The sequence below is a fragment of the Streptomyces sp. CRN 30 genome, assembly GCF_034105845.1.
This window is the reverse complement of the sequence record NZ_JAVRHI010000438.1, coordinates 12,505-39,309: the sequence shown is the minus strand read 5'-3', so window position 1 is coordinate 39,309 and position 26,805 is coordinate 12,505. Positions and strand designations below refer to the sequence as shown.

Annotated in this window: 26 protein-coding genes and 4 pseudogenes; 13 read left to right on the top strand and 17 right to left on the bottom strand. The window is 72.4% G+C overall.

All coding sequences use genetic code 11. The features are described 5' to 3' along the window. Positions 1 to 187 (bottom strand): annotated as a pseudogene (locus UW392_RS48350) (hypothetical protein); the annotation flags it as partial. Positions 188 to 444: 257 nt separating this feature from the next. Between UW392_RS48350 and UW392_RS48345 the strand changes: the two are divergent. Beyond that, entirely contained in the window at positions 445 to 960 is a 516-nt protein-coding gene (locus UW392_RS48345) for a mycothiol transferase (protein ID WP_320781740.1), read from the top strand. Positions 961 to 972: 12 nt separating this feature from the next. Here the strand turns inward: UW392_RS48345 and UW392_RS48340 are convergent, their stop codons facing one another. The 4 genes from UW392_RS48340 to UW392_RS48325 form a co-directional block, all read right to left on the bottom strand. Continuing rightward, a complete protein-coding gene (locus UW392_RS48340) occupies positions 973 to 2,055 on the bottom strand; it encodes an adenosine deaminase (protein ID WP_320781739.1) in 1,083 nt (360 codons plus the stop codon). A 31-nt stretch (positions 2,056 to 2,086) separates the two neighbouring features. Further along, positions 2,087 to 2,491: a VOC family protein gene (locus tag UW392_RS48335; RefSeq protein WP_320781738.1), complete on the bottom strand. Its 405-nt coding sequence runs from the start codon at positions 2,489 to 2,491 to the stop codon at positions 2,087 to 2,089. A gap of 154 nt (positions 2,492 to 2,645) precedes the next feature. Then, complete coding sequence (locus tag UW392_RS48330) at positions 2,646 to 4,034, bottom strand: phospholipase (RefSeq protein ID WP_320781744.1); 1,389 nt, start codon at positions 4,032 to 4,034, stop codon at positions 2,646 to 2,648. 83 nt (positions 4,035 to 4,117) lie between these two features. Beyond that, positions 4,118 to 5,011, bottom strand: coding sequence for a glycoside hydrolase family 19 protein (locus UW392_RS48325; protein WP_320781737.1), 894 nt, complete (start codon positions 5,009 to 5,011; stop codon positions 4,118 to 4,120). Positions 5,012 to 5,211: 200 nt separating this feature from the next. On the opposite strand from UW392_RS48325, the pseudogene UW392_RS48320 reads away from it, so the two are divergent. Continuing rightward, positions 5,212 to 5,442 (top strand): annotated as a pseudogene (locus UW392_RS48320) (acyl-CoA dehydrogenase); the annotation flags it as partial. 36 nt (positions 5,443 to 5,478) lie between these two features. Here UW392_RS48320 and UW392_RS48315 read toward each other — a convergent pair. The 4 genes and pseudogenes from UW392_RS48315 to UW392_RS48305 form a co-directional block, all read right to left on the bottom strand. Beyond that, positions 5,479 to 5,733, bottom strand: a pseudogene (locus UW392_RS48315) (alkanesulfonate monooxygenase); the annotation flags it as partial. A 46-nt stretch (positions 5,734 to 5,779) separates the two neighbouring features. Further along, positions 5,780 to 6,337, bottom strand: a complete 558-nt coding sequence (gene ssuE / locus UW392_RS48310) for an NADPH-dependent FMN reductase (RefSeq protein WP_320781736.1) — start codon at positions 6,335 to 6,337, stop codon at positions 5,780 to 5,782. A gap of 270 nt (positions 6,338 to 6,607) precedes the next feature. Next, positions 6,608 to 6,685 carry a putative leader peptide gene (locus UW392_RS67165; RefSeq protein ID WP_414497524.1) on the bottom strand — a complete coding sequence of 26 codons (78 nt, stop codon included), beginning with the start codon at positions 6,683 to 6,685 and terminating at the stop codon, positions 6,608 to 6,610. A 205-nt stretch (positions 6,686 to 6,890) separates the two neighbouring features. Continuing rightward, positions 6,891 to 7,079 (bottom strand): hypothetical protein, encoded by a 189-nt coding sequence (locus tag UW392_RS48305; protein ID WP_320781743.1) that lies wholly within the window; start codon positions 7,077 to 7,079, stop codon positions 6,891 to 6,893. A gap of 223 nt (positions 7,080 to 7,302) precedes the next feature. Between UW392_RS48305 and UW392_RS48300 the strand changes: the two genes are divergently transcribed. Further along, positions 7,303 to 7,764: an SPW repeat protein gene (locus UW392_RS48300; protein WP_320781735.1), complete on the top strand. Its 462-nt coding sequence runs from the start codon at positions 7,303 to 7,305 to the stop codon at positions 7,762 to 7,764. 37 nt (positions 7,765 to 7,801) lie between these two features. Here UW392_RS48300 and UW392_RS48295 read toward each other — a convergent pair whose 3' ends face one another. Further along, positions 7,802 to 8,449 (bottom strand): SRPBCC domain-containing protein, encoded by a 648-nt coding sequence (locus tag UW392_RS48295; RefSeq protein WP_320781734.1) that lies wholly within the window; start codon positions 8,447 to 8,449, stop codon positions 7,802 to 7,804. A 130-nt stretch (positions 8,450 to 8,579) separates the two neighbouring features. On the opposite strand from UW392_RS48295, the gene UW392_RS48290 reads away from it, so the two are divergent. After that, entirely contained in the window at positions 8,580 to 8,843 is a 264-nt protein-coding gene (locus tag UW392_RS48290) for a GlsB/YeaQ/YmgE family stress response membrane protein (RefSeq protein ID WP_320781733.1), read from the top strand. A gap of 66 nt (positions 8,844 to 8,909) precedes the next feature. On the opposite strand, the gene UW392_RS48285 is transcribed toward UW392_RS48290, so the two are convergent. Beyond that, positions 8,910 to 9,701, bottom strand: coding sequence for a GNAT family N-acetyltransferase (locus UW392_RS48285; RefSeq protein WP_320781732.1), 792 nt, complete (start codon positions 9,699 to 9,701; stop codon positions 8,910 to 8,912). Between the two features lie 26 nt (positions 9,702 to 9,727). Further along, complete coding sequence (locus tag UW392_RS48280; RefSeq protein WP_320781731.1) at positions 9,728 to 10,138, bottom strand: helix-turn-helix transcriptional regulator; 411 nt, start codon at positions 10,136 to 10,138, stop codon at positions 9,728 to 9,730. A gap of 216 nt (positions 10,139 to 10,354) precedes the next feature. Here UW392_RS48280 and UW392_RS48275 point away from each other — a divergent pair, with 216 nt between their 5' ends. Further along, the gene (locus UW392_RS48275) at positions 10,355 to 12,739 is read left to right on the top strand and encodes an excinuclease ABC subunit UvrA (RefSeq protein ID WP_320781730.1); all 2,385 of its coding nucleotides are present in this window, start codon (positions 10,355 to 10,357) and stop codon (positions 12,737 to 12,739) included. 95 nt (positions 12,740 to 12,834) lie between these two features. On the opposite strand, the gene UW392_RS48270 is transcribed toward UW392_RS48275, so the two are convergent. Beyond that, positions 12,835 to 13,221: a BlaI/MecI/CopY family transcriptional regulator gene (locus UW392_RS48270; RefSeq protein ID WP_320781729.1), complete on the bottom strand. Its 387-nt coding sequence runs from the start codon at positions 13,219 to 13,221 to the stop codon at positions 12,835 to 12,837. Positions 13,222 to 13,441: 220 nt separating this feature from the next. Here UW392_RS48270 and tatA point away from each other — a divergent pair, with 220 nt between their 5' ends. The 3 genes and pseudogenes from tatA to UW392_RS48255 all read left to right on the top strand — a co-directional run bounded on the left by tatA (position 13,442) and on the right by UW392_RS48255 (position 15,378). Next, entirely contained in the window at positions 13,442 to 13,792 is a 351-nt protein-coding gene (gene tatA, locus UW392_RS48265; protein ID WP_320781742.1) for a Sec-independent protein translocase subunit TatA, read from the top strand. A gap of 108 nt (positions 13,793 to 13,900) precedes the next feature. Next, positions 13,901 to 14,179 (top strand): annotated as a pseudogene (locus UW392_RS48260) (nucleoside deaminase); the annotation flags it as partial. Between the two features lie 80 nt (positions 14,180 to 14,259). Next, positions 14,260 to 15,378, top strand: a complete 1,119-nt coding sequence (locus UW392_RS48255) for an acyltransferase family protein (RefSeq protein ID WP_320781728.1) — start codon at positions 14,260 to 14,262, stop codon at positions 15,376 to 15,378. 95 nt (positions 15,379 to 15,473) lie between these two features. On the opposite strand, the gene UW392_RS48250 is transcribed toward UW392_RS48255, so the two are convergent. From UW392_RS48250 to UW392_RS48235, 4 genes are all read right to left on the bottom strand, one after another. Then, positions 15,474 to 16,493, bottom strand: coding sequence for a Gfo/Idh/MocA family oxidoreductase (locus UW392_RS48250; protein ID WP_320781727.1), 1,020 nt, complete (start codon positions 16,491 to 16,493; stop codon positions 15,474 to 15,476). An 88-nt stretch (positions 16,494 to 16,581) separates the two neighbouring features. Further along, positions 16,582 to 17,478 (bottom strand): ATP-binding cassette domain-containing protein, encoded by an 897-nt coding sequence (locus tag UW392_RS48245; protein ID WP_320781726.1) that lies wholly within the window; start codon positions 17,476 to 17,478, stop codon positions 16,582 to 16,584. An 8-nt stretch (positions 17,479 to 17,486) separates the two neighbouring features. Then, positions 17,487 to 18,560: an ABC transporter permease gene (locus tag UW392_RS48240; RefSeq protein ID WP_320781741.1), complete on the bottom strand. Its 1,074-nt coding sequence runs from the start codon at positions 18,558 to 18,560 to the stop codon at positions 17,487 to 17,489. A 5-nt stretch (positions 18,561 to 18,565) separates the two neighbouring features. Continuing rightward, on the bottom strand, positions 18,566 to 19,585 hold the full coding sequence (locus UW392_RS48235) for a sugar ABC transporter substrate-binding protein (RefSeq protein ID WP_320781725.1): 1,020 nt from the start codon (positions 19,583 to 19,585) through the stop codon (positions 18,566 to 18,568). A gap of 366 nt (positions 19,586 to 19,951) precedes the next feature. Between UW392_RS48235 and iolC the strand changes: the two genes are divergently transcribed. The 5 genes from iolC (at position 19,952) to UW392_RS48210 (ending at position 26,775) form a co-directional block, all read left to right on the top strand. Next, positions 19,952 to 20,908 carry a 5-dehydro-2-deoxygluconokinase gene (iolC, locus tag UW392_RS48230; protein ID WP_320781724.1) on the top strand — a complete coding sequence of 319 codons (957 nt, stop codon included), beginning with the start codon at positions 19,952 to 19,954 and terminating at the stop codon, positions 20,906 to 20,908. A gap of 582 nt (positions 20,909 to 21,490) precedes the next feature. Then, positions 21,491 to 22,369 (top strand): deoxyribose-phosphate aldolase, encoded by an 879-nt coding sequence (locus UW392_RS48225; RefSeq protein WP_320781723.1) that lies wholly within the window; start codon positions 21,491 to 21,493, stop codon positions 22,367 to 22,369. A gap of 89 nt (positions 22,370 to 22,458) precedes the next feature. Next, positions 22,459 to 23,340, top strand: a complete 882-nt coding sequence (gene iolB / locus UW392_RS48220) for a 5-deoxy-glucuronate isomerase (protein WP_320781722.1) — start codon at positions 22,459 to 22,461, stop codon at positions 23,338 to 23,340. A 7-nt stretch (positions 23,341 to 23,347) separates the two neighbouring features. Next, on the top strand, positions 23,348 to 25,231 hold the full coding sequence (gene iolD, locus UW392_RS48215; protein ID WP_320781721.1) for a 3D-(3,5/4)-trihydroxycyclohexane-1,2-dione acylhydrolase (decyclizing): 1,884 nt from the start codon (positions 23,348 to 23,350) through the stop codon (positions 25,229 to 25,231). Positions 25,232 to 25,281: 50 nt separating this feature from the next. After that, complete coding sequence (locus UW392_RS48210; protein WP_320781720.1) at positions 25,282 to 26,775, top strand: CoA-acylating methylmalonate-semialdehyde dehydrogenase; 1,494 nt, start codon at positions 25,282 to 25,284, stop codon at positions 26,773 to 26,775. The last annotated feature ends 30 nt before the right edge of the window (positions 26,776 to 26,805 follow it).

Below are 26,805 nucleotides of genomic sequence, written 5' to 3'. Positions count from 1 at the left end.
CGGCGGCCGCCCGCGCCGGCGCCGCCTCGGCGGGAGCGGTCAGTACGGCCGCCGCGGTGAGCAGGGCGGTGGCACAGGCGGCGGTGGCGCCGGCCCGCTTCAAGCGGCCCGCCCGGGCGTCCGTACCGGCAGGGGTACCGGTACCGGCGGGGGCGTCGATCGGATGAGCTGCGGCTCTGCGTCCCATCACGTGGTCTCCTCGGTGGGGGTGGCACGCCTGCCGGCCCGCACCCCGTTCGTCTCGTCGAACGCCGTTCGACGTACACCGACTCGCCGATGAACCAGGGGCGCGTACGTCACCTGCGACGACAGGCACCACGGTGGCGCGACGAACGGTGGGGGGCGGCGCAGCAAGCGTTTTCTACGGCGGCGCCGAGTGTGGCAACGCCGCCCCCGGGGGTCAAGGGAAAGTGCGACAGCCGCTCGTTCGGGAACGCGGACGGCATGGAATCGAACGATGTTCTCATCGAAGCGTACGGACGGATCAAGGAGGAGGTTCACGCCGCCATGGAGGACCTCACCCCCGACGACCTCAACAGCCCGCCCCAGGGCGGGGCCAACCCGATCGGCTGGCTGGTCTGGCACCTCACCCGCGTCCAGGACGACCACGTCGCGGACGTGGCCGGCCGGGAGCAGGTGTGGGCGGCGGAGGGCTGGGCCGGCCGCTTCGCCCTCGGCCTGCCCGACGAGGACACGGGGTACGGGCACACGCCCGAGCAGGTCGCCCGGGTACGGGTGGGCTCGGCCGACCTGCTCCTCGGCTACTACGACGCGGTGCACGAGCGGACGCTGGCCTGTCTCGGCGGACTCACCGCCGCGGACCTGGACCGCGTCGTGGACGACAACTGGGACCCGCCGGTCACCCTCGGCGTGCGGCTGGCCAGCGTCCTGGCCGACGACCTCCAGCACGTCGGCCAGGCCGCGTACGCGCGGGGGCTGCTGCGGCGCGCGGCCCCATAGTCCGGCGGGGCGTCACCCCGCGAGGTCGTACCCCGGCAGGACCACGTCCCGGATGAGGGCGACGCGCTCGTCGTACGGCAGGAAGGCGCTCTTCACGGCGTTCACCGTGACCGTGCGCAGGTCGTCGAGCGTCCAGCCCGCCTCCTCGACGAGCAGGGACATCTCGCGGGTCATGGTCGTGCCCGACACCAGCCGGTTGTCCGTGTTGAGGGTGACGCGGAAGCCCAGGTCCTTCAGGGCCGTGATGGGGTGCCCGGCGACGGACGTCGCCGCGCCGGTCTGGAGGTTGGAGGTCGGGCACATCTCCAGGGCGATCCGGCGGTCGCGCACCCAGGCCGCGAGCCGGCCGAGCTTGCCGGCCGCGAGGTCGGGGATGTCCTCGGTGATGCGGACGCCGTGCCCGATGCGCTGGGCGCCGCACACCTGGAGCGCCTGGTGGATGCTGGGCAGGCCGTGGGCCTCACCGGCGTGGATGGTGAACGGGACGTTCTCGGAGCGCAGGTGCTCGAAGGCGGCCAGGTGGTCGGCGGGCGGAAACCCGTCCTCGGCGCCGGCGATGTCGAAGCCGACCACCCCCGCGTCCCGGTAGGCCACGGCCAGGTCGGCGATCTCGCGCGTACGGTCGAACATGCGCATCCCGCAGAGCAGGGTGCCCACACGCACCGGCGTGCCCGCGGCCGCCGCCTTCGCCATGCCGGCGGCCAGGCCCTCCTGCACCGCCTCGACGACCTCGGGCAGGGTCAGCTCGCCGCGCAGCATCAGCTCGGGGGCGTACCGCACCTCGCCGTAGACGACACCGTCGGCCGCCAGGTCGAGCACGTACTCCTCGGCGGTGCGCAGCAGGCCCTCGCGGGTCTGCATCACGGCGAGGGTGTGCTCGAAGGTGGCTATGTAGCGGACCAGGTCACCGGAGTTCGCGGCCTCGTAGAACCAGGCGGCCAGCGCCTCGGGGTCGGTCGTCGGCAGGGTGTGGCCGGTCTGCTCCGCGAGCTCCACGAGCGTGGCGGGACGCAGACCGCCGTCGAGGTGGTCGTGCAGCACCGCCTTGGGGAGGCGGCGGAGGGTGGCGGCGTCGATGCGCGGGGCGGCAGTCATGCGGTGCGTGTCCTCGGTGTGCGTGCGTTCTTCAGTGGGTCGTGGCGGGCTGGAGCAGGTCCCAGCGGTTGCCGTACAGGTCCTGGAAGACGGCGACCGTGCCGTACGGCTCGTGGCGCGGCTCCTCCAGGAAGGTCACGCCCGCCGCGCGCATCCGGGCGTGGTCGCGGGCGAAGTCGTCCGTGTGCAGGAAGAAGCCGACGCGTCCGCCGGTCTGGTCGCCGACGCGGGCCCGCTGCTCCTCGCCCTTCGCCCGCGCCAGCAGCAGCCCGCCGGCGCCGTCCGGGCCCTCGCCGCCGGGCTCGACGACGACCCACCGGCTCCCGTCGGGCCGGGGCGCGTCCTCGGCCAGCCGGAAGCCCAGCGCCTGGGTGTAGAAGCGGATGGCCTCGTCGTAGTCGTCGACGACGAGGGTGACCAGGGCGATGCGTCTCATCGGGACCTCTCCGGGGCGTCGGGTGCCGTGCCTGTGCGTACGGCTGCCCGGGACGTTATACGTAACACGACCGGTGCGGCAAACCCCGCACGGTTCGCCACACGGTCTGCCGACCGGTTCGCCGACCGGTTCCGCGCCCCGCGCGCGAGCGCCCCTAGGGATACACGTACGTGTTGAGTGCGGTGACCGCCGCGGCCGGGTCACCGCGGTCGTAGTGGTCCACCGCGAGGAAGTTGGGCTTCTTGCGGGCCGCCGGTTCGCAGAACCGCCGGGCCCGGTCCGCGAGCTTGGCGTTGTCCGTGGCCGCCGTGGACGCGATCCCGGCGTCCCGGAAGTGGTTCATCACGAAGAGCGGGCGGAAGTTCGCCTCGGTCCGGGTGAGCGGGACGGTGGTGTTCGCGTCGTACCAGCGGCTGTAGCAGGACCAGTCGGACGTACCGATCCCCGGACCCATGGACCAGTAGTTCTCGACGGTCCACTCCCGCTGGTACATCACCCCGAAGCTGTCCCGGGTCAGCCCCGCCGATCGGTCGGCCGCGCGGCTGTGGTCCGTGAAGAGCAGCAGCCGGTCGCCGGCCGCGGTCAGGTCGGCCATGCGCGGCCAGCCGTTCTCCCGTACGCCGGCCAGGTCGGGCCGGTACAGCACGTCGGACAGGCCGTCGACGCGGGCGAGTTCGTCGCGCAGGACGGCCGGGTCGACGTAGTCCTCCAGGAAAACCGTGACGAACTGGTCCGGGTGGCGTTCGAGGAAGTCCACGATCCGCTGGAGGTCGACCCGGAGGGCGACGGGCCGGCTGACGAGGGTGCAGCTGTTGTGGCAGAGGATCGCGCCGTCGGGGGTCTGGTGGATGTCCATCATGAACCCGCGGACGCCGTCGGTGAGTTGCTGGTCGACGCCCCGGGTCTGGTTGGGCACCAGGTTCACGAACGGCGGGGCGAAGCCGCCGTCGACGCCGTTGGCGTAGGCGTTGTGGCTGGTGAGGAAGGTGACCTGGTCCAGTGTGCGCCGGTCGGCCGGCGGCATGGGGCGCGTCGCGGGGGCGACCGGCGTGAGGTACCAGGTGGCCAGGTCGCCCGCCGGGCCGACGGTGAGCCGCTCGGGGTGGACGGCACCGGCGGGCTTGGCGCCCACGGTGAGGTGGCGCTCGGCGCCGGGGACCTTCAGGCGGTACCGGTCGGCCCCCGCCTCGATGATCTCCCAGGCGGCGTCGGCACCCGTACAGGCGACGGTCGCGGCCAGGTCGCCGGAGCGGCCGAGGCAGCGGCCCGCCGCGTCGGCGCTCTCCAGGACGTACGAGGAGCCGCTCGCGCGCAGCGTCCACCGCTGGTGGTCCTCGTCGCCGCGGGGCCTGTGCTGCTCCACCGCTCCGCCGTCGTCGGCCGCGTTGAGGCCGGTGGTGACGGACTGCACGTAGTAGGCGCCCCCGGCCGGGACGGCGGAGGCGGAAGCTGTGGCGGAGGCAGAAGCAGTGGGCGCGGGGGCGACGACCGCCGCGGCGAGCGCGGCGGTCGTGGCGAGCAGGGCGGTGCGGGGATATGGCATCACGGGTGCCCTCCGTGGGGTCGGCGGCCGGTGCGCGGAGACAGCCAGGTCAGGTGCATGACAGCACGGGCCGCCGTCCCGCGTCAGCAGTAGAGGTTGCCGCCCGGTGAAGTTCCGAGGATCTGGGTGAACCGCTGGTAGTTGTCGACCCGGCTCTGCACCTGCCCGGGGTTCCTGCCGTCGCACTCCAGGGAACCGTTGATGCTGCGGATGGTCTGGCCGAAGCCCGCCCCGTTGACGATGGCGTTGTGGCCGGTCATGGTGCCCGGGCCGGTCTGGGTGTTCCAGTACCACAGGGCGGTCTTCCAGGCCACGGCCGAGTCGTTCTGCACCAGCCAGGGGTTGCCCAGCAGGTCGATGCCGAGCGCGTCGCCGGCCGCCTTGTAGTTGAAGTTCCAGCTGAGCTGGATGGGCCCGCGGCCGTAGTAGGCGGCCTGACCGGCCGGGCAGCCGTAGGGCTGGCTCCAGTCGCAGTAGTGCGGGTAGTTGGCGGTGTTCTGCTCGACGATGTGCACGAGCCCGCCGGTCTCGTGGCCGACGTTGGCGAGGAAGGCCGCGGCCTCCTGCCTCTTCACGGTGTCGCTGCCGGTGTTGGCGAAGGCGGGGTAGGCGCTGAGGGCCGCCTTGAGGCCGCTGTACGTGTAGAAGGAGTTCCGGTTCGGGAACATCTGGTTGAACTGGGTCTCGCTCACCACGAAGCCCGAGGGGTTGCCGGGGTCGGTGCCGCCGTCGCAGGCGTACGGCTCCCAGTACCAGGTACTGATGAGCGGGTCGTAACCCGGGTTGCCGTGCTCGGCGACGTACGCCTTGCCGTCGGTGTGGCGCACGACGTCACCGGCGTTGTACCACTGCCCGGCGACCCAGTTCGGGTAGCTGGAACAGGGCGCGGCCGACGCGGGCTGGGCGGGCAGCAGGACCGGTGCGGCGGTGCCGATCAGGAGGGCGGTCAGCACGGCGGAGAGACGAGGTCTCGACATGGGTCGACTCCTTCGCGAGTACGGCCGCACCCGTACGGGGCAGGCTGGAGCGGACCTCGTGCGCACGTGCCGGACGGACCGGCCACGGCGTGGGGGCGACCGTGGTGGGGGGCTGTGGAGGCACACTCAACCGCTTTGGTCTGTACCAGTCAAGAGGTCTGTACCAGTCAAGAGCCAAGGACGCAGCTCATGATCACCGCGCCGGCCACCCGGAGCCGCACGAGCGCCTCGAGGAGCGGCCGGCCCTCGGGACGCGGGCGTACGACCTGATGCGCGCGGCGACGACCGCGGCGGTCGTGGCCGGCGGCGGGCGCTCCCTGACCCTCGCGCACCGCGCTCAACGGCTGGCGCGCGAGGGGATGTCCCTGCTGGTGCAGGGCCGGACGGCCGAGGTGCGCCGGGCCCACCTCGGCGCGCCGGCCGGGAGCTGAGGGCCCGCGGTCCCGGGTCCGAGCCGGCCGGTCGGCTCAGCTCGCGAACGGCACCTGTGCCGCCGCCGGAGCCGCCTGCCGGCCGCCCGGGTGGCGCCACAGCCCCCGCGCGGCCAGCCGCGGCAGCACGCCCTCGCCGAACCAGTACGCCTCCTCCGGGTGCGGGTAGCCGGAGAGGACGAACTCGTCGATGCCGAGGGCGTGGTACTCGGCGTCCCGGGCGGGGGCGCCCTCGCGGAACTCGACGGCGAGGTGCGCGGCGACGGCCAGGGTCTCGGCGTCACCGATGACGGCCTTCGCGGGTCCGGCAGCGCCGGCGGACGGTTCGCTCATCGGGTCAGCCCGCCGCGGCCAGGAGCGGGGTACCGCCGCCGAGCGCCGCCGAGAACTGGTCGACCACCTGGGTCAGCGCCTCGGCCGACCCCGGGGCGACGGTGACCGTGCCGTCGTCGTGGGCGGTGATGTCCTTGTCGAGGGTGAACCAGCCCTGCACGATGTGGGCCGCGCCCATGGAGTTGAGCACGGGGCGGAGCGCGTAGTCGAGGGCCAGGACGTGGGCGGTGCTGCCGCCCGTGGCGAGCGGCAGCACGGTCTTCCCGGTGAGCGCGTACTGCGGCAGCAGGTCGAGCAGCGCCTTGAGCACCCCCGAGTAGGCCGCCTTGTAGACGGGGGTGGCGACGACGACACCGTCGGCGCGCTCGAAGAGCTCGGTGGCCTCGACGATCGCCGGGTGCCGGAAATCCGCACCGAGCAGCGCCTCGGCCGGAACGGTGCGGATGTCGAGCGGGATCACCTCGTGGCCCTGTGCGGCGAGGCGCGCGTCCAGGTGGCGCAGCAGGCGGGCGGTACGGGAGGAGGCGGAGGGGCTGCCGGAGACGGACAGGACGGCGGACATGCTGGTGGTCCTCTTCTCTTCTCGTGAGAAGCCGGGGCGGTCGGGCGTGACGGACTGGGCGGACGGGCGGGGCGCCGGCCCGGGTCCCGGTCCCGGGAAACCGGCCTCCGGTGCGCGTACGAGCGGCAGCGGGGCTACCGGCGGCGTCGGACTCGGCGAGCACATCCTGGCGCCACGGACCGGAGTGGCCGGCGTCGCGAGGGCACGGGACGGCAGCGGGCCGGGCGAACGGCACGGGCCGTGCGGTCGGGAGGCGGTGGGACCGGTGGTTCAGGCTGCGGCGCGACAGGAGGCACTGGAGACGCGGGCGAGGTCGACATGGCGTCGCCGCGTGAGGTCCCGTCGCATCTTCATGGCGTCGATCGTGGCAGCGCCCCTGCGTACGGTCAAGGAAAACCCGACAGGTCTCGCTTCCCGGACCACCGAGATCCTCGAAGGCCTGACGGGGAAACCCTTCAACGAGCGGTGACGAGATCATCCGTGGACGGCGCACGGCGGACGCCCTCCGGCCGGCCGCGCGACGGAGCGCGGCCGGCCGGAGGGCGTCCGGCGTTCAGTCGTCGTCGCGCGCGGGAACCACCACGAGGAAGGCGTCCGACTCGATGTCCATCACCACGGACGCCGCCTCACCCTCGGCGCGGCGTTGGGCCGCGTACTCCTCCGCGGGCCAGGACCCGCGCGGAGCTCCCGCAGAGAACCGCTCCAGCACCTTCGCACGCATAACGGCGAACACCTCCCGCATCGACCTGCGACTCGTTCCGACCACTCTCGTCCCCTCCGCTTGCCCAGGATGCGGGAGGACATGTCGACCGATACCGGTAAACCACCCATCGGCAGGCACGCGTCACCGGTCATGACCATCGCTACCCATACGAAGAGATGAGGAGCAGAATGGGCATACGAGGCATTTGCCGCGCATTTGGCTGAAACGGTCAGATGCGCAGAGGAACGCGAGGAGCCCAGCCATGGCCAGAGTCTCGAGCGGCACCACAAGGAGCAGGAACGACATCGCCGGCCACCCCGACATCTCCGAGATGCGGCAGCGCTACGACCGTGTGATGGGCGGACGGGACGTGGCGCTCGTGGACGCGCCGGTGTTCCTGCTCGGTCTGTACTTCGCCGTGTCCCCGTGGATACTCCACTTCGCGTCGTACCAGACGTCCCTGACAGCACACAACCTGATCCTCGGGATCGCGATCGCCGTGCTGGCCATCGGGTTCACCAGGGCGCCGGACAGGATGTACGGCCTGAGCGGGGCCATGTGCGCCCTGGGCATCTGGATGATCGTCTCGCCGTGGGTCGTCGGCACGAACCCGGACGCCGGGATCATCGCGAGCAATGTCGTCACCGGTGCCCTGACACTGGCCATGGGGACGGTGTGCGCGGCGACCGCGCGCGGCGCGCGGAACAGCGCACGGCAGATGTGACGGAGGAGCCCGCGAGGGGACAGCCGGCCGGTCCGCCTCAGCGGCCGGCCGGCACGCTCCAGGGCTCCTGAGGAAGCGGACTGCCCGTCTCCAGCAGCGTTTTCAGGTTCGACAGCACGGCGGCCCAGCCGGCGGCCGCCGCGGCCCGTTCGGCCTCGTCGGGCAGGTCCTCGTGGGTGACCGTGAGACGGACGATGCCGGCGTGCGCCAGGATGTCGAAGGTGACCCGTGAAGGCCGGTTCCCCCGGCCCTCGTCCGCGGGGTCGGCCCAGGTGGTCACGAGACGGGCGGGCCGCTCGCTCCCGATGACGGTGCCCGCGACGTCGGCGACGCCGGAACCGTCCGTCCGGACGTGCTCCCAGCGGGATCCCGGCCGCCAGTCGGAGACGTTGGAGTGACCCCAGTAGGCGGCGGTCAGCTCGGCGTCGGTGAGCGCGTCCCAGACCCGCTCGGGCGGGCCCTGGATGTAGAGGACGTAGACGACGGCCGGCTTGTCGGTCATGGCTTCCTCGGCTCGCTGCTGGAGGGCGCTGAGCAGGTGCTGGATCACCGGCCGGCAGGTCGTGCCGGTCGTGCGGTCCGCGGTCCACCGGGCGTCCGGCCCGCTGTGCTCACCGTACGCGGACGGGCGAGAAGGCTGCCACCGGGCGTTTCCGGGCGCGGCACGGGGGTGGTGCGGTGGCATGGACGGGGCGTACGGAAAGCGGAACCGACTGCCCCTGTGTCCGGCGGGAACAAGCAGGTGAGGGGGGCTCACCGACGGGCCCCAAGGGTTCGGGCCCCGCAGGCGCGGGGCCCGACGAGAAAGGGTGGAGATGGAGATCGACGGCCTCATCAGTGCCCTCGTCATCGGCGTCGTCGTCGGCGTACTCGGCCGGCTCGTCGTCCCCGGACGCCAGCGCATCGGCATCCTGCTGACCATTCTGGTCGGTATCGGTGCCGCCCTGATCGGCTCCGCGATCGCCGCCGCGTTCGGCGTGGCCGACACCGGGGGTGCCGACTGGATCGAGTGGCTCATCCAGATCGGGCTCGCGGCGCTGGGCGTCGCGGCACTCGACGGGATCCGCGCGCGACGCTAGGGCGGGCTGTGGGAGCGGATCGGCCGTCCGGCCCGTCCTGCCCGTACGTCCGTCGTCCGCCCGTCTTCAGGTGGACGACGGGGACAGGTACGGCGTGGTCGTGGTGAGCACCTGGAAGCCGAGGCGCTCCAGGATGGGGCGGCTCCGGTCACCGGCGTCGACCTGGAGGTAGCGGTAGCCGCGTGCGGCGGCGGCGCGGGCCCGGTGGGCGACCAGGGCACGGTAGATGCCACGGCCCCGCCAGCCGTCCACGACGCCGCCGCCCCACAGTCCGGCGAAGCTCGTGCCGGGCACCGTCTCCAGGCGCGCCGCGCCGACCGGCCGCTCCCCCGAGAGGGCCACGACGGCCACGAGCGCGTCCGGGCCGGCGGCGAGGCGGGCCAGCAGGTCGTCGCGCATGCGTGAGCCGTCCCGCCCGAAGGCCAGGGAGTGCGCCTCGGCCATCAGGCCCACGCCTGCGGCATCGATGACCTCGTGCAGCCGGACGCCCTCCGGCGGTTCCGCGTCGAGGGTGGTGCGGTCGAGGTCGGCCAGATCCGCGATCATCAGCGTCTCCTCGGGCTCGGCCATGAACCCGGCCGCGCCGAGCCGCTTCCCCAGGTCCGCGGGCCGGTCGTGCCCGTACAGCTTCCACTCGAACTCCTGGCCGAGCTGGGCGAAGTGGCGCACCTGCGCGGCGACGGCCTCGTCGGCGGTCGCCCCGTCCAGGTCCGACCAGAGCACCGCGCTCCAGTCGCCCCCGGTGCCGACCCGCCGCACCACTCCGTGCGCTCGTTCGACGCGCGCCCCGGGAGCGTCGGGCCGCGCCCCTTCCCTCACCTCACGGTCGAACAGGGCCAGTACCGCAGCGTGATCCATGCGGTCACTCCACCACCCGCGATCCGCTACTGGCAACGGGATTTGACCGGCCGCGTGTGAATCTTCGCCATGCACGCCGGGAGCGCCGCGCCGTCGTCGTCGCTCCGGGCCCGGTACGCGCTCGGGCTCTCGCCGACCAGCTGGGTGAAGCGGGAGCTGAACGACCCCAGCGACGTACAGCCGACCGCGAAGCAGACCTCGGTGACCGTGAGGTCACCGCGCCGCAGCAGCGCCTTGGCCCGCTCGATGCGGCGGGTCATCAGATAGCTGTACGGCGTCTCGCCGAAGGCGGTCCGGAAGCTGCGGGAGAAGTGGCCCGGTGACATCAGGGCGGCGCGCGCCAGCGCCGGCACGTCGAGCGGCTGCGCGTAGTCGCGGTCCATCCGGTCGCGCGCCCGCCGCAGTCTGACCAGGTCGTCGAGATCCTGCCGTGTCACCGGGCCAGTCTCGCACGGCAGTTGGCCCGTGGACCGACGGATCGACGGATCGACGGATCGACGGAACGGCGGAACGGCGGAACGGCGGATCAGGAATGGAGAAGCGCCGGACGCCGGGCCCCGCCTAGCCTGAACCCCGAGCCACCCCGAGCCACCCCGAGCCCACCGAGCCCGCCGAGCCGCACGGCGACCGCGACAGATGGAGACACGTTGAACATGGCCCCGCGCACGGACCCGCAGCCGCCCGCGCCGCACGTCGCCGACAGCCACGATCTGATCCGCGTGTACGGTGCACGCGAGAACAACCTCAAGGACGTCAGCATCGAGATTCCGAAGCGCCGGCTCACGGTGTTCACCGGCGTCTCCGGTTCGGGCAAGAGCTCGCTGGTGTTCGACACCATCGCCGCGGAGTCGCAGCGGATGATCAACGAGACGTACAGCGCCTTCGTGCAGGGCTTCATGCCGAACCTGGCCCGGCCCGAGGTCGACGTGCTCGACGGGCTGACCACGGCGATCACCGTCGACCAGCAGCGGATGGGCTCCGACCCCCGCTCCACGGTCGGTACCGCCACCGACGCCAACGCGATGCTGCGCATCCTCTTCAGCCGGCTCGGCGAGCCGCACATCGGCCCGCCCGGCGCGTACTCCTTCAACACCGCCTCGGTGAAGGCGAGCGGGGCGATCACGGTGGAGCGCGGTGACAAGAAGGCGGTGCGGGCGACCTTCTCCCGCACCGGTGGCATGTGCACGCACTGCGAGGGCCGCGGCAAGGTCTCCGACATCGACCTCACCCAGCTCTACGACGACTCCAGGTCGATCGCCGAGGGCGCGTTCACCATCCCCGGCTGGAAGTCGGACAACGTGTGGACCGTGGGGGTCTACGCCCAGTCGGGCTTCCTCGACCCGGAGAAGCCGATCCGCGAGTTCACCGAGCAGGAGATGCGCGACTTCCTGTACCGCGAGCCGACCAAGGTGAAGGTCAACGGCGTCAACCTCACCTACGAGGGCCTGATCCCCAAGATCCAGAAGTCGTTCCTGTCCAAGGACAAGGAGGCGATGCAGCCGCACATCCGGGCGTTCGTGGAGCGGGCGGTCACCTTCACCACCTGTCCCGAGTGCGACGGCACCCGGCTGAGCGCGGGGGCCCGGTCGTCGAAGATCGCGGGGATCAGCATCGCCGACGCCTGCTCGATGGAGATCCGCGACCTGGCCGCCTGGGTCCGCGGCCTCACCGACCGGTCCGTGGCGCCGCTGCTCACCGCGCTGCAGCAGACGCTCGACTCGTTCGTGGAGATAGGCCTCGGCTACCTCTCGCTCGAGCGGCCGGCGGGCACGCTGTCGGGCGGCGAGGCGCAGCGGGTCAAGATGATCCGCCACCTCGGCTCCTCGCTCACCGACGTCACGTACGTCTTCGACGAGCCCACCGTCGGCCTGCACCCGCATGACATCCAGCGGATGAACGACCTGCTGCTGCGCCTGCGGGACAAGGGCAACACGGTGCTCGTCGTGGAGCACAAGCCGGAGACGATCGCGATCGCCGACCACGTCGTCGACCTCGGCCCCGGCGCCGGGACGGGGGGCGGCACCGTCTGCTTCGAGGGCACCGTCGAGGGACTGCGGGCCGCGGACACCGTCACCGGCCGCCACCTCGACGACCGGGCCACCTTGAAGGAGACGGTCCGCGAGCGCACCGGCGTGCTGGAGATCCGCGGCGCGTCGGCGAACAACCTGCGCGACGTCGACGTCGACGTCCCGCTCGGGGTGCTCACCGTCGTCACCGGTGTCGCCGGCTCCGGCAAGAGCTCGCTGCTGCACGGCTCGCTCCCCGCCGACGCGGGGGTGATCTCGGTGGACCAGGGCGCGATCAGGGGGTCGCGGCGGAGCAACCCCGCGACGTACACGGGACTGCTGGACCCGATCCGCAAGGCGTTCGCCAAGGCCAACGGCGTCAAGCCGGCGCTGTTCAGCGCCAATTCGGAGGGCGCCTGCCCCGAGTGCAACGGCGCCGGCGTCATCTACACCGACCTGGCGATGATGGCCGGTGTCGCCACCCCCTGCGAGGAGTGCGGGGGCAGGCGGTTCCACGCCTCCGTGCTGGAGTACCGCCTCGGCGGCCGTGACATCGGCGAGGTGCTGGCGATGCCGGTGACCGAGGCCGAGGAGTTCTTCGGCGCCGGTGAGGCGCGCCTGCCGGCCGCGCACCGGATCCTCACCCGGCTCTCCGACGTCGGGCTCGGCTACCTCACCCTCGGCCAGCCGCTCACCACGCTCTCCGGCGGCGAGCGGCAGCGGCTCAAGCTGGCCACGCACATGGCCGAGAAGGGCGGGGTCTACGTGCTCGACGAGCCGACCACCGGCCTCCACCTCGCCGATGTGGAGCAGCTGCTCGGCCTGCTGGACCGGCTCGTCGACTCGGGGAAGTCGGTCATCGTCATCGAGCACCACCAGGCGGTCATGGCGCACGCCGACTGGATCATCGACCTCGGTCCCGGCGCCGGCCACGACGGCGGCCGGATCGTCTTCGAGGGCACCCCCGCCGATCTCGTCGCCGCCCGCTCCACGCTCACCGGTGAGCACCTCGCGGCCTACGTCGGCGGCTGACCGAGGCCTTGTGACCGCCGGGACCGCTGGGGGGCGGGCCCGGCCGGCCAGCAGGGCTCATACCCCCGGCCGGCCCGCCGAGGTGAGCATGCGTTTCAGTCGCCCTCCCCCTCCGGCCGCTCCAGCAGTTCCCGCAGCAGCCGTTCGTCGTCCGGGCCGAGGGCCGTGACGAAACTGGCCAGCACCGCCTGCCGGTCGCTCTCGCCGTCCAGCACCTTGCGCATCCGGTGCGCGGCGAGCCCGGCGTGGTCGGAGGCGGGCGTCCAGACGAAGGCGCGGCCGACGCGTTCCCGGGTGACGAGGCCCTTGGCCAGCAGCCGGGTCAGGATGGTGATCACGGTGGTGTAGGCGAGGCCGCCGCCGAGGCGCTCCTGCACCCATCCCGCGCTCGCGGAACCGTCGGCCGCGCGCAGGGCCGACAGGACCAGTCCCTCCAGCTCGCCCTGTCCCCGTCGCCGGGGACGCTGCCGGTGGTCCGTCACGTCGTGTCTCCCTCCGCCGTCACCGCCGCACGTCGCCGCCGCCGCCGCACGAGCGCTCCACATCGTATTCCTCTCCCGGTTCCACCCCACCGGTTTTCTACAGTGCTGTAGATTGCGACGCGCGGGAGCGCGCCCCGGACGCCTGCCGCGCCCACCCGGCAGAGGCATGCCGGATGGACCGGGCCATGGAAACCGGGCCGTGGAAGAAGACAGGACCCTCATGTTCGGACTGAGCGAACTCGCCGTCATCCTCATCGTCGTCATCCTCGTCATCGGCGCCAAGCGCCTGCCCGACCTGGCCCGCAGTGCGGGGAAGTCGGCCCGCATCCTCAAGGCCGAGGCCAAGGCGATGAAGCGCGAGGAGGCCGCGGAGCAGGCGAGGGAGGAACAGGCCGCGGAGCACGCGTCCCACGGACAGCCCGCAGCGCCCACGGGCACCGCCCCACGGGTCGTCGAGGGCACGGTCGTCCCGCCGGGCACCGGACCGGTCCACGGCACGGCGGCCGCGCAGCCCGCCACGGAGGCGGACCGCTTCCGGGGCCCCGACGGCCACCGGGACGAGGTCCGCTGAGCACCTGTCCCATTTCCCCGGCCGGGCCGCCCCGGGAGAGGATCACGGAGCGGACGAGTCGTGGAGTGAGGGGGCCGACCGGCGTGGTGCACGCATCCGAACTGCCGTGAACGGGCCGCGGCCACCGTCTACGCCTCCGGCGAGCACTGCCCGATGTGCGCGGCCGCCCACGCGTGGGCGGGCCTCGGACGCATCGTGTACGTCGCGTCCTCCGCGCGGCTCGCCTCCTGGCTGACCGAGTGGGGCGCGCCCGAGCCTCCGGTGCGCACGCTGCCGGTGCGCGAGGTCGCGCCCGGAGTCGTCGTGGAGGGGCCGGTACCGGTTCTCGCCGGGGACGTGCGCGCGCTGCACCACCGGTTCCGCCACCGGGGTGACAGGGTGGAATGAGGCGCCGGAGGCCGGGCAGGCGAACCGGGTTCCCCGTCCGACGCAGTCGCCGTCCCGTCCCAGTCCGGAGGATCTCCGACGTGGTGCAGTACGACCGCTCCGCCCCCACCGCTCCTCCGGACGCCCGGGCGGCCGTACGGCCGCCCGACGGTCCCGCCCCCTCCCCCGGCCGGAGCACCCCGGCGCCGTCGAAGGCCGGTCGCCCGGCCAGGGACCCGTACTTCGACAACGTCAAGTACCTCACGATCGTGCTGGTGGCCTGCGGGCACGCCTGGGAGCCGCTGACGCACGGCAGCCGGGCCGCGACGGCCGCCTACCTGTTCGTCTACGCCTTCCACATGCCCGCGTTCGCCCTCGTCTCCGGCTACTTCTCGCGGAGCTTCGACATGTCCCCGGGCCGGGTGCGCAGGCTGGTCACGAGTGTCGCCGTGCCGTACCTCGTCTTCGAGACGGCGTACACGCTCTTCTACCGCTGGGCGCAGGACGACTGGGGCTACCCGCTGAGCCTGCTGGACCCCTGGTACGTGATGTGGTTCCTGCTCGCGCTCTTCGTGTGGCGGATCACCACCCCCATCTGGCTGGCGCTGCGCCATCCGGTGCCGATCGCGCTCGTCATCGCCGCGCTGGCGTCCACCTCGTCCGAGACGGGCGGCGACATGGGGCTGCAGCGGGTGCTGGCGTTCCTGCCCTGCTTCGTGCTCGGGCTGACGCTGCGCGGCGAGCACTTCGAACGGCTGCGCACCCGGCGGGTCCGGCTGGCCGCGCTGCCGGTGGTCGCGGCCGCGCTGGTGGCCGCGTACTGGGTGGCACCGTGGTTCGGCGCGGGCTGGTTCTACCACCGGGGCAGCGTCACCGGGCAGTCCGTGCCCGCCTGGGCGGGCCTGCTCACCACGCCCGCGCTGTTCGCCCTGGCGCTGCTGCTGACGGCCTGCTTCCTGGCCTGGGTACCGCGGCGGCACACCTGGTTCACGGCCCTGGGCACGGGCACGATGTACGGCTACCTGCTGCACGGCTTCGTCATCAAGTCGTCCCGCTTCTGGGACTGGTACGCCCCCGAGTGGGTGCGGAGTCCGCTCGGGCAGGTCATGGTGACGGCGCTGGCGGTCGGCGGCATCACGGTGCTGTGCAGTCCGCCCGTGCGGTCGGTGTTCCGGTACGTGGTGGAGCCGCGGATGGAGTGGCTCTTCCGACAGCGGTGACCGTGCCGGTGACAAGGGTGCGCCCCGGGAGCCCGCGCGGGTGGATCCGCGCTGAGCCGCTCCCGGGGCGTTCCGGCGTACGGTGCACGCACCGCCTAGCGGTAGAGGGCGGGCCGCTCGACCAGCTCGACCTCCACGCGGACGCCCTCGGTCAGGGACCGGACGCCGGCCTCGCAGACGGCCGCGGCGGCGTAGCCGTCCCACACGCTCGGGCCGGTGACCTCGCCGCGCCGGGTGGCGTCCACCCAGGCCTGCACCTCACGGTCGTAGGCGTCGGCGAAACGTTCCGTGAAGTCCTGGACGATGGTGCCGCCCCAGCGGCCGGCCGTCTCGGTGACCAGTGACTGCTCTTCCCCGATGCGAGCGGTACCGCGTTCGCACACCGCCTCCGCCTTCACCTGGTAGCCGAAGCCGGTGTTGACGCTCATCTCCACGTCGACGAGCGCGCCGCCGTCGGTCTCGAAGATGACGAACTGCGGGTCGGCCAGGCCCTCGGGCGCGTTCGAGGACGGCTTCGGGCGCAGCACGGTGACTGCGGTGATCTCCTGGTCGAGCAGCCAGCGGGTGACGTCCATCTCGTGCACGACGGAGTCGTTGATGAGGTTGGCGCTGGTGAAGCCGGGCGGGCTGGAGGCGTTGCGGTGCCGGTTGTGCAGCATCAGCGGCCGGCCGAGGCTGCCGCCGTCCAGCAGCGCCTTGAGCCTCATGTACTCGGCGTCGTACCGCCGCATGAAGCCGACCTGGACCCGGCGCCGGCCGAGTTCCTGCTCCGCCCGGAGGACCCGCAGCGCGGAGGCCGCGTCGGGCGTGAGCGGCTTCTCGCACAGGACGGGCAGGTCGTGCTCGAACGCCGTCAGCAGGGCCGCCTCGTGGGCGGGGCCCGGGGAGGCGATCAGGACGGCGTCGACGTCGTCGGCGGCCATGGCGGTGGCCGCGTCCGTGTAGGCGGTGCAGCCCTCGATGCCGTCGGCCAGCCGCTTGGCCCGCTCGGCGTCGAGGTCCACGACGGCACTCACCCGCGCCCCGCTGATCACCTCGTCGATACGGCGTACGTGGTCGGCCCCCATACGGCCGGTGCCGATGACGGCGACGCCGAGCGTTCCGCGCTGAGTCATGGTGGGTGGTCGTTCCCTTCGAGTGGTTCGGGTGCCCCGGCGGGGCGGTGACGGTGGCGGGCCGTGCCGCGTGGACGGCCCGCCACCGTCAGGAAGTCTGCTCGGAGCGCTCGGAGGAGTCCTCGGGCAGTTCCTCGACGTCGACGCCGCGCACCTGGGCCAGCTCGTGCTTGAGCGCGGTGAGCTCGGCGCCGCCGGCCATGTGGTTGGTCAGTTCCTCGACGGTGATCTCGCTGCGGGCCGCGCTCAGCTCCAGGGTGCCGAGGCGCAGCACGCTGAAGTGGTCGCCGACCATGTACGCGTGGTGCGGGTTGTGGGTGATGAAGATGACGCCGAGGCCGCGGTCGCGGGCGGCGGCGATGTACTTCAGCACGACACCGGACTGCTTCACGCCCAGGGCGGCGGTCGGCTCGTCGAGGATGAGGACGCGGGCGCCGAAGTGCACTGCGCGGGCGATGGCGACGCACTGGCGCTGGCCGCCGGAGAGCGTGCCGATGGGCTGCTCCAGGTCGTCCAGGACGATGCCCATGTTGCGCAGCTCCTCGTCCGCCGTCCGCTTCATGCGGTCGATGTCGAGGCGGCGGACCGGCCAGGGGCCCTTCGTCAGCTCGGAGCCGAGGAAGAAGTTCCGCCACACCGGCATCAGCGGCACGGTGGCGAGGTCCTGGTACACGGTGGCGATGCCCCGGTCCAGGGCCTCGCGCGGGGTGCTGAAACGTACCGCCTCACCGTCGACGAGGAACTCGCCCTCGGTGTGCTGGTGCAGCCCGGAGACGATCTTGATGAGGGTGGACTTGCCGGCGCCGTTGTCACCGAGGACACAGGTGACCTGTCCGGGCCGGACGGCGAGGTCGACACCGTGCAGGGCGCGGACGTTGCCGTACGACTTGCCGGCGGCGCGCAGTTCGACGAGGGGGGTGCCGTTCCCGGGCGCGTCCTCGACGAGCGTCCCGCCGGTCGCGGTCCCGTTGCCTTTGCTGGTCATGAGTCGGGTCACCTCCTGGTCGCCTGGCGGCGGACCCACAGATTGACGAGGGCGGCGAGCAGCAGCATCACGCCGAGGAACGCCTTGAACCAGTCCGGGTTCCAGTTGGCGTAGACGATGCCCTGGGAGACCATGCCGAAGATGAAGGCGCCGATCACCGGGCCGACCGCGGAGCCGTAGCCGCCGGTGAGGAGGCAGCCGCCGATGACCGCGGCGATGATGTACAGGAACTCGTTGCCGACGCCCTCGCCGGACTGCACCGTGTTGAACGAGAACAGCAGGTGCATGCCGACGAACCAGGCGCCGAGGCCGACGCCCATGAACAGGGCGATCTTGGTGAGGCCGACGGGGACGCCGACCGCGCGGGCGCTGTCCTTGTTGCCGCCGACCGCGAAGATCCAGTTGCCGAACCTGGTGCGCAGCAGCAGCCAGGTGGCGATCGCCGCGAAGGCCAGCCAGTAGAAGACCGTGATCTTAAAGTTGACCCCGCCGATGCCGATCTCCGAGGCGAAGACCGACTTGGCCTGGTCGAAGCCGTCCATGTCGCTGATCGAGTCACTGGCGACGTTGCCGGTGAAGATCTTCGTGATGGCGAGGTTGGAGCCCTGGAGGATCAGGAAGGAGCCCAGGGTCACCAGGAAGCTGGGCAGTCCGGTCTTCATCAGCAGCCAGCCGTTGAACGCCCCGACCGCCAGGGACACGACCAACGCGACCAGGACGCCGGTCCACACGTTCACCGTCAGCTGGAAGCTGAGGATGGCGGCGGTGAGCGCGGAGGTGGTGACCGCGACACCGGCGGACAGGTCGAACTCCCCGCCGATCATCAGCAGCGCCACCGGAATCGTCATGATGCCCATGACGGACGCCTGGTAGAGCACGGTGGCGAGCGAGCTCGCCTCGCGGAACGGGGGCGCCACCGCGAAGAAGAAGACGTACACGCCGATGGCGGCGATCAGGGCGCCGACCTCGGGGCGGGCCATCAGCCGGCGCACCGTCGAACGCTCGGCGGTGCGGCCGTCCTTCCGGCCGGCCGGCGAGGCCGGCGACGGTTCGCCCGTCGCCGGTGCCGCTGCTCGGGTCATGGTCATCACCGGGTGCCCTTCGAGGCGAACTCGGCGACGGCGTCGACGTTGGACTCGTCGACGAAGGCCGGGCCGGTCAGGACCGGCTGCTCGCCGCCGCCGCTGTAGTTGCCGTTGTTCCTGTAGAGCCACAGCGAGTCGATCGCCAGGTAACCCTGCAGGTAGGGCTGCTGGTCGACGGCGAACTCGATGTCGCCCTTCTTGATCGCGTCGGTCAGTTCCTTGTTCATGTCGAACGTGGCAATCTTCGCCTCGCTGTCGGCGTCGGCCACCGACTGCACCGCGGTCATCGCGAAGGGCGCGCCGAGCGTGACGACCTCGTCGATGGAGTCGTCCTGCCGCAGCTTGGCGGTGATGGTCGACTTCACCGACGGCATGTCGGTGCCGTTGACGTTCAGCGTCTCCGCCTTGCCCTCGAAGGTCTTCGCGACGCCGGCGCAGCGGGACTCCAGGCCGATGTTGCCCTGCTCGTGGATCACACAGACGGCGTGCTTCGCGCCCGTCTCGTTCAGCCTCTTGCCGAGCGCCTCGCCCGCGACGGACTCGTCCTGGCCGAAGAAGGAGAGCAGGTTCAGCTCCTCCCACTCGTCCGTGCCGGAGTTCAGGCCGACCACGGGGATCCCCGCCTTCTCCGCCTTGGCGATGACGTCCTTCATCGCGTCCGGCTTGGCCAGGGTGACCGCGATGCCGTCCACCTTCTGGTCGATCGCGTTCTGGATCAGGTTGGCCTGGTTGCCCGCGTTGGGGTCGGCCGAGTAGACGAGCTTGACGTTGTCCTTGTCGGCGGCGGCCTGGGCGCCCTTGCGGACGATGTCCCAGAAGGTGTCGCCGGGGGCCTGGTGGGTGACCAGGGCAACCGTCATCTGCGGGGTGTTCGCCTTGCCCGCGGCGGCGCCGTCGCCGCCCTCCTCGGCCTTCTTGCCGCCCGAGCTGCTGGAGCAGCCGGCTATGAGCAGCGCGCTCGCCGCGGCGAGCGCGACGGGCGGGGCGACTCTGCGGGAGCGGGGGCGAAACGTGCGGTCCATCTTTTCCAGCACCTCACTGTGCGACCAGGGGGAGAGAATCGGGCGGCGACGGGCGGCGAGCCCGCGCGGACCCGGGAGTGGGCCCGGGTCATTGTGCCGTGTCACGGCGGTTTCGCTGGGACGGGATCCAAATGCCTTCGCCATCCAGCTGTCAATCCTTTGTCAAGACATCATTTCAATATGTCAATTTTTGTCAGGTCATTAATTCAACGGTTAGGTCCGAATGTAAGTACAAACCCTTGACACGGGCAGGGTGATGGTCCTACACCTGGGATACATCCGGGCCGGGGTGCCCGCATCCCCCCGCACCCCGGGCCGCCGCCGGTCCGCCGCCCCGACCGAGGAGGGAACCGAGGAGTGACGCGCATGCCCGAGTCCGCCGGACCGTACGATCTCATCACCATGGGACGGATCGGTGTCGATCTCTATCCGTTGCAGACCGGTGTGCCGCTGCCGCAAGTCGAGTCCTTCGGGAAGTTCCTTGGGGGGTCGGCGGCCAACGTGGCCGTGGCCGCCGCACGTCTGGGCCACGCTACCGCTGTGATCACGCGCACAGGCAACGACCCCTTCGGTACGTACCTGCACCAGGCCCTGAGGGAATTCGGAGTCGACGACCGTTTTGTCACCCCTGTCGACGCCTACTCTACGCCGATCACCTTTTGCGAGATCTTCCCGCCCGACGACTTCCCGCTGTATTTCTACCGGCGCCCCAAGGCCCCGGACCTGGAAATCCACACCGATGAGCTCGATCTCGACGCCGTCCGTACGGCCCGGATCTTCTGGATCACCGGCACCGGCCTGAGCGAGGAACCCAGCCGCTCGGCCACGCTCGCCGCGCTCGAGGCCCGCGCCCGGGCCGGTACCACGGTCTTCGACCTGGACTGGCGGCCGATGTTCTGGCAGGCCCCCGAGAGCGCCCGCCCGTACTACGCCGAGGCGCTGCGGCACGCGACCGTGGCCGTCGGCAACCTCGACGAGTGCGAGATCGCGACCGGGGTGCGGGAGCCGCGGGCGTGCGCGCAGGCGCTGCTGGACGCGGGCGTCGAGCTCGCCGTCGTCAAGCAGGGCCCGAAGGGGGTGCTGGCCGTCCACCGCGACGGCACCACCGCCGAGGTCCCGCCGGTGCCCGTGGAAGTCGTCAACGGTCTCGGCGCCGGGGACGCCTTCGGCGGCTCCCTCTGCCACGGTCTGCTCGGCGGGTGGGGACTGGAGGAGACCATGCGGTTCGCCAACGCCGCCGGCGCCCTCGTCGCCTCCCGGCTCGCCTGCTCCTCCGCGATGCCCACCGGGCCGGAGGTCGAGGAGCTGCTGACACGCGGCTGACCGGCCGGGACCGCCGGCCGCCGGAGCCGGGCCCGTGCCGGAGCCGGACCTCACCCGTCCGGCCGTCCAGGTGCCGGGCCGCCCGGCCGGCCGGTGGAGGGCGCGGGTGTCGTGCCTCGTCCGGCCCGGCCACCGGCTGGTCCCGTGGTCCGGGGCCTCGCTCGGGGACCGCACCGGGCGGGGGGCGCCGACCGCTCCCCCGGCCCACCGGCTGAAAGAGCGAACCCGAGGTACTCGCTCCACCCGCTCCCCGACCGCTCCCCGACCGATCCCGGAACAGCGCCCGACCGACGAGCCCGACCCGGCCCGACCCAGCCCAGTCCGACCCACCCGAGCCAGCCAGGAGCACGAGATGCCCTCCCGACCGGTCGACCTCCCCGCCGGACCGGGGACGAGCGCGGTCTCCCACCCGGTCGGCCGACCGGGACCGGGGGCGCCCCCCGGCCCGGTGTCCGGGGCGAGCGACCCCGTACCCCGGCCGGGGCCGGACGGGGGACCGCCCCCCACCCGGTCCGCCACCCCGGTCCGAGGCCGGAGACCTGCCGCGCGGCCGGCCACCGCCACCCCTGAACGGAGCCCGTCTTGAGCATCAGCATCCCGGAACTCGTCTCGGTGCGTGCCCGGCACCCCGAGGCCGTCGCCGAGGCCGCCGCCCGGCGCGTGCGCCGCCCGCTGCTCGGCGACAGCGGCCGGCTGATGATCGTGGCCGCCGACCACCCCGCGCGCGGCGCCCTCGGTGTCGGCGACCGCAAGCTGGCCATGGCCAACCGGGCCGACCTGCTGGAGCGGCTGTGCACCGCGCTGTCACGGCCCGGTGTGGACGGGGTGCTCGCCACCGCCGACATCCTGGAGGACCTGCTGCTCCTGGGCGTCCTGGACGGCAAGGTCGTCATGGGCTCCATGAACCGCGGGGGCCTGGCGGGGGCGTCCTTCGAGATGGACGACCGCTTCACCGGCCACCGCGCCGAGGACCTCGAGCGGCTCCGCTTCGACGCGGGCAAGCTGCTGCTGCGCGTCGACTACGACGACCCGGGCTCCCTGCGCACGCTGGAGGCCGCCGCCCGGGCCGTCGACGACATGGCGGCGCGCCGGCTGCCGCTGTTCCTGGAGCCCTTCATCTCCCGCCGGGTGGAGGGACGGGTCCGCAACGACCTGAGCCGCGAGGCCGTCACCCGCTCCATAGCCATCGCCTCCGGCCTCGGCGGCACCTCCGCCTACAGCTGGCTGAAGCTGCCCGTCACCGAGGACCCCGACGACATGGGTGAGGCGCTGGAGGCGTCCACGCTGCCCGCCGTGCTGCTGGGCGGCGAGGTCGGCGGGGACCAGGAGGGCGCGTACGAGAAGTGGCGCAAGGCGCTGAGACTGCCCACCGTCCAGGGCATGGTCGTCGGCCGCTCCCTGCTCTACCCCGCCGAGGGCACCGTGGAGACCGCCGTCGACACGGCGGTCGGGCTGCTCTGACCCCGGCGGCCGTCCCTCCCGCCGTACTCCCGACCCGCCCCGCATCCGCCCCGCATCCGCCCCGCATCGAGCCGAGGAAGCACCCACACATGGCCACCACCCCCCACCTCCCGGCCGGCCAGGCCGGCACCGACGCCTACGCCGTGCACGTCACCCCCGAGTCCGCCGGCTGGGGTTACTCCGGCCTGCGGATACTGGAGCTGCCCGCGGGCGGGCGGCACACCTTCGCGACCGGTGACAGCGAGTGGATCGTGCTGCCCCTGGCGGGCTCGTGCACGGTCACCGTCGGCGACGAGATGTTCCGGCTGGCCGGGCGCGAGAGCGTGTTCAGCGGGGTGAGCGACTTCGCGTACGTGCCCCGGGACGCGGAGGTCTTCGTCGCCTCCCAGGGCGGCGGCCGGTTCGCCCTCACCGGCGCCCGCTGCGAGCGCCGGCTGCCCGCCCGGTACGGGCCCGCCTCCGCCGTGCCGGTCGAGCTGCGCGGCACGGGCAACTGCTCCCGGCAGGTCAACAACTTCGGTGCGGCCAGCGTCTTCGAGTGCGACAAGCTCATCGCGGTCGAGGTGATCACCCCCGGCGGCAACTGGTCCTCCTTCCCGCCGCACAAGCACGACGAGCACCGGCCCGGCGAGGAGTCGGAACTGGAGGAGATCTACTACTTCGAGTTCGCGGACCACGAGGGCACGCCCGGCCTCGGCTACCAGCGGGTCTCCCCCTCCGGCCACGGCGGCGGCACCGACGTGCTGGCCGAGGTCGGGAGCGGGGACGTCGTCCTCATCCCGGACGGCTGGCACGGGCCCTCCATGGCCGTCCCCGGCCATGACATGTACTACCTCAACGTGATGGCGGGCCCCGACCCCGACCGCGCCTGGCTGATCTGCGACCACCCGGACCACGCCTGGATCCGCTCCACCTGGCCCGAGCAGCCGGTCGACCCCCGGCTGCCGCTCTACACCGCCCCCGAGCAGTGAGGAACCGATGAGCCACCCGACTCCGCCCGTGCGCCGGCTGACCGTCGCCCAGGCGCTGGTGCAGTTCCTGTCCGCCCAGTACACCGAGCGCGACGCGGTACGGCACCGGCTGATCGCCGGCACCTGGGGCATCTTCGGCCACGGCAACGTCGCCGGCCTCGGCCAGGCCCTGCTCCAGGCCGGCGAGGACACCATGCCCTTCCACCAGGGCCGCAACGAGCAGGCCATGGTGCACGCCGCCGTCGGATACGCCCGCCAGCTGAACCGGCTCTCCGCGCAGGCGGTGACGACGTCCATCGGTCCGGGCGCCACCAACCTCGTCACGGGCGCCGCCCTCGCGACGGTCAACCGGCTGCCGGTGCTGCTCCTGCCCGGCGACTACTTCGCCACCCGCGCCGCGGCCCCGCTGCTCCAGCAGTTGGAGCACCCGTCGGAGGCGGACGTGTCCGTCAACGACACCCTGCGCCCGGTCTCCCGGTACTTCGACCGGATCACCCGCCCGGAGATGCTGGTCCCGTCCGCGCTGAACGCCGTGCGGGTGCTGGCCGACCCGGTCGAGACCGGCGCGGTCACCCTCGCCCTGCCGCAGGACGTCCAGACCGAGGCGTTCGACTGGCCGGAGGAGTTCTTCGCCGAGCGCGTCTGGCACGTGCGCCGTCCCGCGCCCGACCCGCTGGAGCTGGCCGAGGCCGTACGGGCGATCCGCGCCGCCGAACGCCCGCTGATCGTCGCGGGCGGCGGCGTCCACCACAGCGAGGCGGAGGAAGCCCTCAGGGCACTCGTCGACGCCACCGGCATCCCCGTCGCCTCCACCCAGGCGGGCAAGGGCTCGCTGCGCCACGACCACCCGGCCGACCTGGGCGGCATCGGCCACACCGGCACCGCCGTCTGCGACGACCTGGCCCGCACCGCCGACCTGGTCATCGGCGTCGGCACCCGCTACAGCGACTTCACCACCGCCTCCACCACGCTCTTCGCGCGCCCCGACGTCCGCTTCGTCAACCTCAACGTCGCCGCCTTCGACGCCCACAAGCTGGCCGCCCACCCCCTGGTCGCCGACGCCCGTACGGGGCTCGAAGCACTCGCGCGCGAGCTGGACGGCCACCGGGTCGACGCGGCGTACGAGGCGGAGTACCGCGCGGGCAAGGAGCGCTGGGAGCAGGTCGTGGCCGATGCGTACCGGGCGGACGACGACAGCGCCGTACCCACGCAGACGCAGGTCCTGGGCGCGCTGGACGCGGTCGTCGGCGACGCGGACGTGGTGATCAACGCGGCCGGCTCGCTCCCCGGCGACCTGCACAAACTGTGGCGGGCGCGCTCACCTCGCCAGTACCACCTGGAGTACGGCTACTCCTGCATGGGCTACGAGATCCCGGCCGGCATCGGCGTCCAGCAGGCCGCGCCCGACGCCGTGGTCTGGTCACTGGTCGGCGACGGCACCTACCTGATGATGCCGACGGAGATCGTCACCGCCGTCCAGGAACGGCTGCCGGTCAACCTGGTGCTGATCCAGAACCACGGGTACGCCTCCATCGGCGGCCTCTCCGAGGAGACCGGCGGCGAGCGCTTCGGCACCGCCTACCGCTACCGCGCCGCCGACGGCTCCTTCACCGGCGCCCCGCTGCCGGTGGACCTCGCCGCCAACGCGGCCAGCCTCGGCATGGACGTGCTGCGGGTCAAGATCGTCGGTGAGCTGCGCGAGGCGCTCGCCCGGGCCCGCGCCTCCGAGCGGCCGACCTGCGTGTACGTCGAGACCGACCCGACGCCCTCCGCTCCCCCGGCCGAGGCCTGGTGGGACGTGCCGGTCGCCGAGGTCGCCACCCGCGAGGCGGCCGTGGCGGCCCGCGAGCGGTACGACCGCCACGCCGCCGCCCGCCGCCACCACCTGTGAACACCCGGCCGCGACCCCACCACGACGACGCTCACGAAAGGCCCCGCAGCATGAGGACCATCGACCACTGGATCGGCGGCAAGCCCGTCGAGGGCACCTCCGGACGCTTCGGCCCGGTCTACGACCCGGCCACGGGCGCCCAGGAGAAGCAGGTCGCGTTCGCCACCGCCGACGAGGTGGACGCGGCCGTCGCCGCCGCGAAGGCCGCCTTCGCGAGCTGGGGCGGCAGCTCGCTCGCCCGGCGCACGGAGATCCTCTTCCGGTTCCGTGGACTGCTCGACGCGCACCGCGACGAGATCGCCGCACTGATCACCGCCGAGCACGGCAAGGTCCACTCGGACGCGCTCGGCGAGGTCGCCCGCGGTCTGGAGGTCGTGGAACTCGCCTGCGGGATCAGCTCGCAGCTGAAGGGCGAGCTGTCGACGCAGGTCTCCAGCCGGGTCGACGTGGCCTCGATCCGCCAGCCGCTCGGTGTGGTCGCCGGCATCACGCCGTTCAACTTTCCCGCCATGGTGCCGATGTGGATGTTCCCGCTCGCCATCGCCTGCGGGAACACCTTCGTGCTCAAGCCCAGTGAGAAGGACCCTTCGGCGTCCTTCCGGCTGGCGGAGCTGCTGGCCGAGGCGGGGCTCCCGGAGGGCGTGTTCAACATCGTCCAGGGCGACAAGCCGGCCGTGGACCGCCTCCTGGAGCACCCGGACGTCGCCGCGGTCTCCTTCGTCGGTTCGACGCCCATCGCGCGGTACATCCAGCGGGGCGCCGTCGAGCACGGCAAGCGCGTGCAGGCCCTCGGCGGCGCCAAGAACCACATGCTGGTGCTGCCGGACGCCGACCTCGACTACGCCGCCGACCAGGCGATCAACGCCGCGTACGGCTCGGCGGGCGAGCGCTGCATGGCGGTGTCGGTGGTGGTCGCCGTCGGCGACACGGGCGACGCGCTGGTCGCGAAGATCGCCGAGCGCGCGAAGGACCTGCGCATCGGCCCCGGCAGCGACCCCGCCTCCGAGATGGGCCCGCTCATCACCCGCGAGCACCGCGACAAGGTGGCCGCGTACGTGGCGGGCGCGGCGGAGCAGGGCGCCGAGGTCGTCGTGGACGGCACGGACCACTCGGTGCCGGGCCACGAGGACGGCTTCTTCCTCGGCGTCTCGCTGCTCGACAAGGTCCCGGTGACGGCGGACGCGTACCGCGACGAGATCTTCGGCCCGGTGCTGTGCGTGGTGCGCGCGGAGACGTACGACGAGGCGATCGAGCTGGTCAACAGCTCCCGCTGGGGCAACGGCACCGCGATCTTCACCCGGGACGGCGGTGCCGCCCGCCGTTTCCAGCTGGAGGTGGAGGCGGGCATGGTCGGCGTCAACGTGCCGATCCCGGTGCCGGTCGGGTACCACTCGTTCGGCGGCTGGAAGGACTCGCTCTTCGGCGACCTGCACGTCTACGGCAACGACGGCGTCGCCTTCTACACCCGGGGCAAGGTGATCACGACCCGCTGGCCCGACCCGGCCGACGGCGGCATCAACCTCGGCTTCCCGCACAACTCCTGAGCCGGGGGCCAGGACCGAGGACCGGAGCTC

What these genes read in the sequence shown, in the direction of transcription:
- UW392_RS48345 (WP_320781740.1), top strand. Translation starts at nt 445, where the DNA reads ATGGAATCGAACGATGTTCTCATCGAAGCGTACGGACGGATCAAGGAG.
- UW392_RS48240 (WP_320781741.1), bottom strand. Translation starts at nt 18,560, where the DNA reads ATGACCCGAGCAGCGGCACCGGCGACGGGCGAACCGTCGCCGGCCTCG.
- tatA (WP_320781742.1), top strand. Translation starts at nt 13,442, where the DNA reads ATGTTCGGACTGAGCGAACTCGCCGTCATCCTCATCGTCGTCATCCTC.
- UW392_RS48250 (WP_320781727.1), bottom strand. Translation starts at nt 16,493, where the DNA reads ATGACTCAGCGCGGAACGCTCGGCGTCGCCGTCATCGGCACCGGCCGT.
- UW392_RS48290 (WP_320781733.1), top strand. Translation starts at nt 8,580, where the DNA reads ATGGAGATCGACGGCCTCATCAGTGCCCTCGTCATCGGCGTCGTCGTC.
- UW392_RS67165 (WP_414497524.1), bottom strand. Translation starts at nt 6,685, where the DNA reads ATGCGACGGGACCTCACGCGGCGACGCCATGTCGACCTCGCCCGCGTC.
- UW392_RS48210 (WP_320781720.1), top strand. Translation starts at nt 25,282, where the DNA reads ATGAGGACCATCGACCACTGGATCGGCGGCAAGCCCGTCGAGGGCACC.
- iolD (WP_320781721.1), top strand. Translation starts at nt 23,348, where the DNA reads ATGAGCCACCCGACTCCGCCCGTGCGCCGGCTGACCGTCGCCCAGGCG.
- UW392_RS48340 (WP_320781739.1), bottom strand. Translation starts at nt 2,055, where the DNA reads ATGACTGCCGCCCCGCGCATCGACGCCGCCACCCTCCGCCGCCTCCCC.
- UW392_RS48330 (WP_320781744.1), bottom strand. Translation starts at nt 4,034, where the DNA reads ATGCCATATCCCCGCACCGCCCTGCTCGCCACGACCGCCGCGCTCGCC.
- iolC (WP_320781724.1), top strand. Translation starts at nt 19,952, where the DNA reads ATGCCCGAGTCCGCCGGACCGTACGATCTCATCACCATGGGACGGATC.
- UW392_RS48245 (WP_320781726.1), bottom strand. Translation starts at nt 17,478, where the DNA reads ATGACCAGCAAAGGCAACGGGACCGCGACCGGCGGGACGCTCGTCGAG.
- UW392_RS48235 (WP_320781725.1), bottom strand. Translation starts at nt 19,585, where the DNA reads ATGGACCGCACGTTTCGCCCCCGCTCCCGCAGAGTCGCCCCGCCCGTC.
- UW392_RS48275 (WP_320781730.1), top strand. Translation starts at nt 10,355, where the DNA reads ATGGCCCCGCGCACGGACCCGCAGCCGCCCGCGCCGCACGTCGCCGAC.
- UW392_RS48325 (WP_320781737.1), bottom strand. Translation starts at nt 5,011, where the DNA reads ATGTCGAGACCTCGTCTCTCCGCCGTGCTGACCGCCCTCCTGATCGGC.
- UW392_RS48295 (WP_320781734.1), bottom strand. Translation starts at nt 8,449, where the DNA reads ATGCCACCGCACCACCCCCGTGCCGCGCCCGGAAACGCCCGGTGGCAG.
- iolB (WP_320781722.1), top strand. Translation starts at nt 22,459, where the DNA reads ATGGCCACCACCCCCCACCTCCCGGCCGGCCAGGCCGGCACCGACGCC.
- UW392_RS48335 (WP_320781738.1), bottom strand. Translation starts at nt 2,491, where the DNA reads ATGAGACGCATCGCCCTGGTCACCCTCGTCGTCGACGACTACGACGAG.
- UW392_RS48305 (WP_320781743.1), bottom strand. Translation starts at nt 7,079, where the DNA reads ATGCGGGAGGTGTTCGCCGTTATGCGTGCGAAGGTGCTGGAGCGGTTC.
- UW392_RS48300 (WP_320781735.1), top strand. Translation starts at nt 7,303, where the DNA reads ATGGCCAGAGTCTCGAGCGGCACCACAAGGAGCAGGAACGACATCGCC.
- ssuE (WP_320781736.1), bottom strand. Translation starts at nt 6,337, where the DNA reads ATGTCCGCCGTCCTGTCCGTCTCCGGCAGCCCCTCCGCCTCCTCCCGT.
- UW392_RS48285 (WP_320781732.1), bottom strand. Translation starts at nt 9,701, where the DNA reads ATGGATCACGCTGCGGTACTGGCCCTGTTCGACCGTGAGGTGAGGGAA.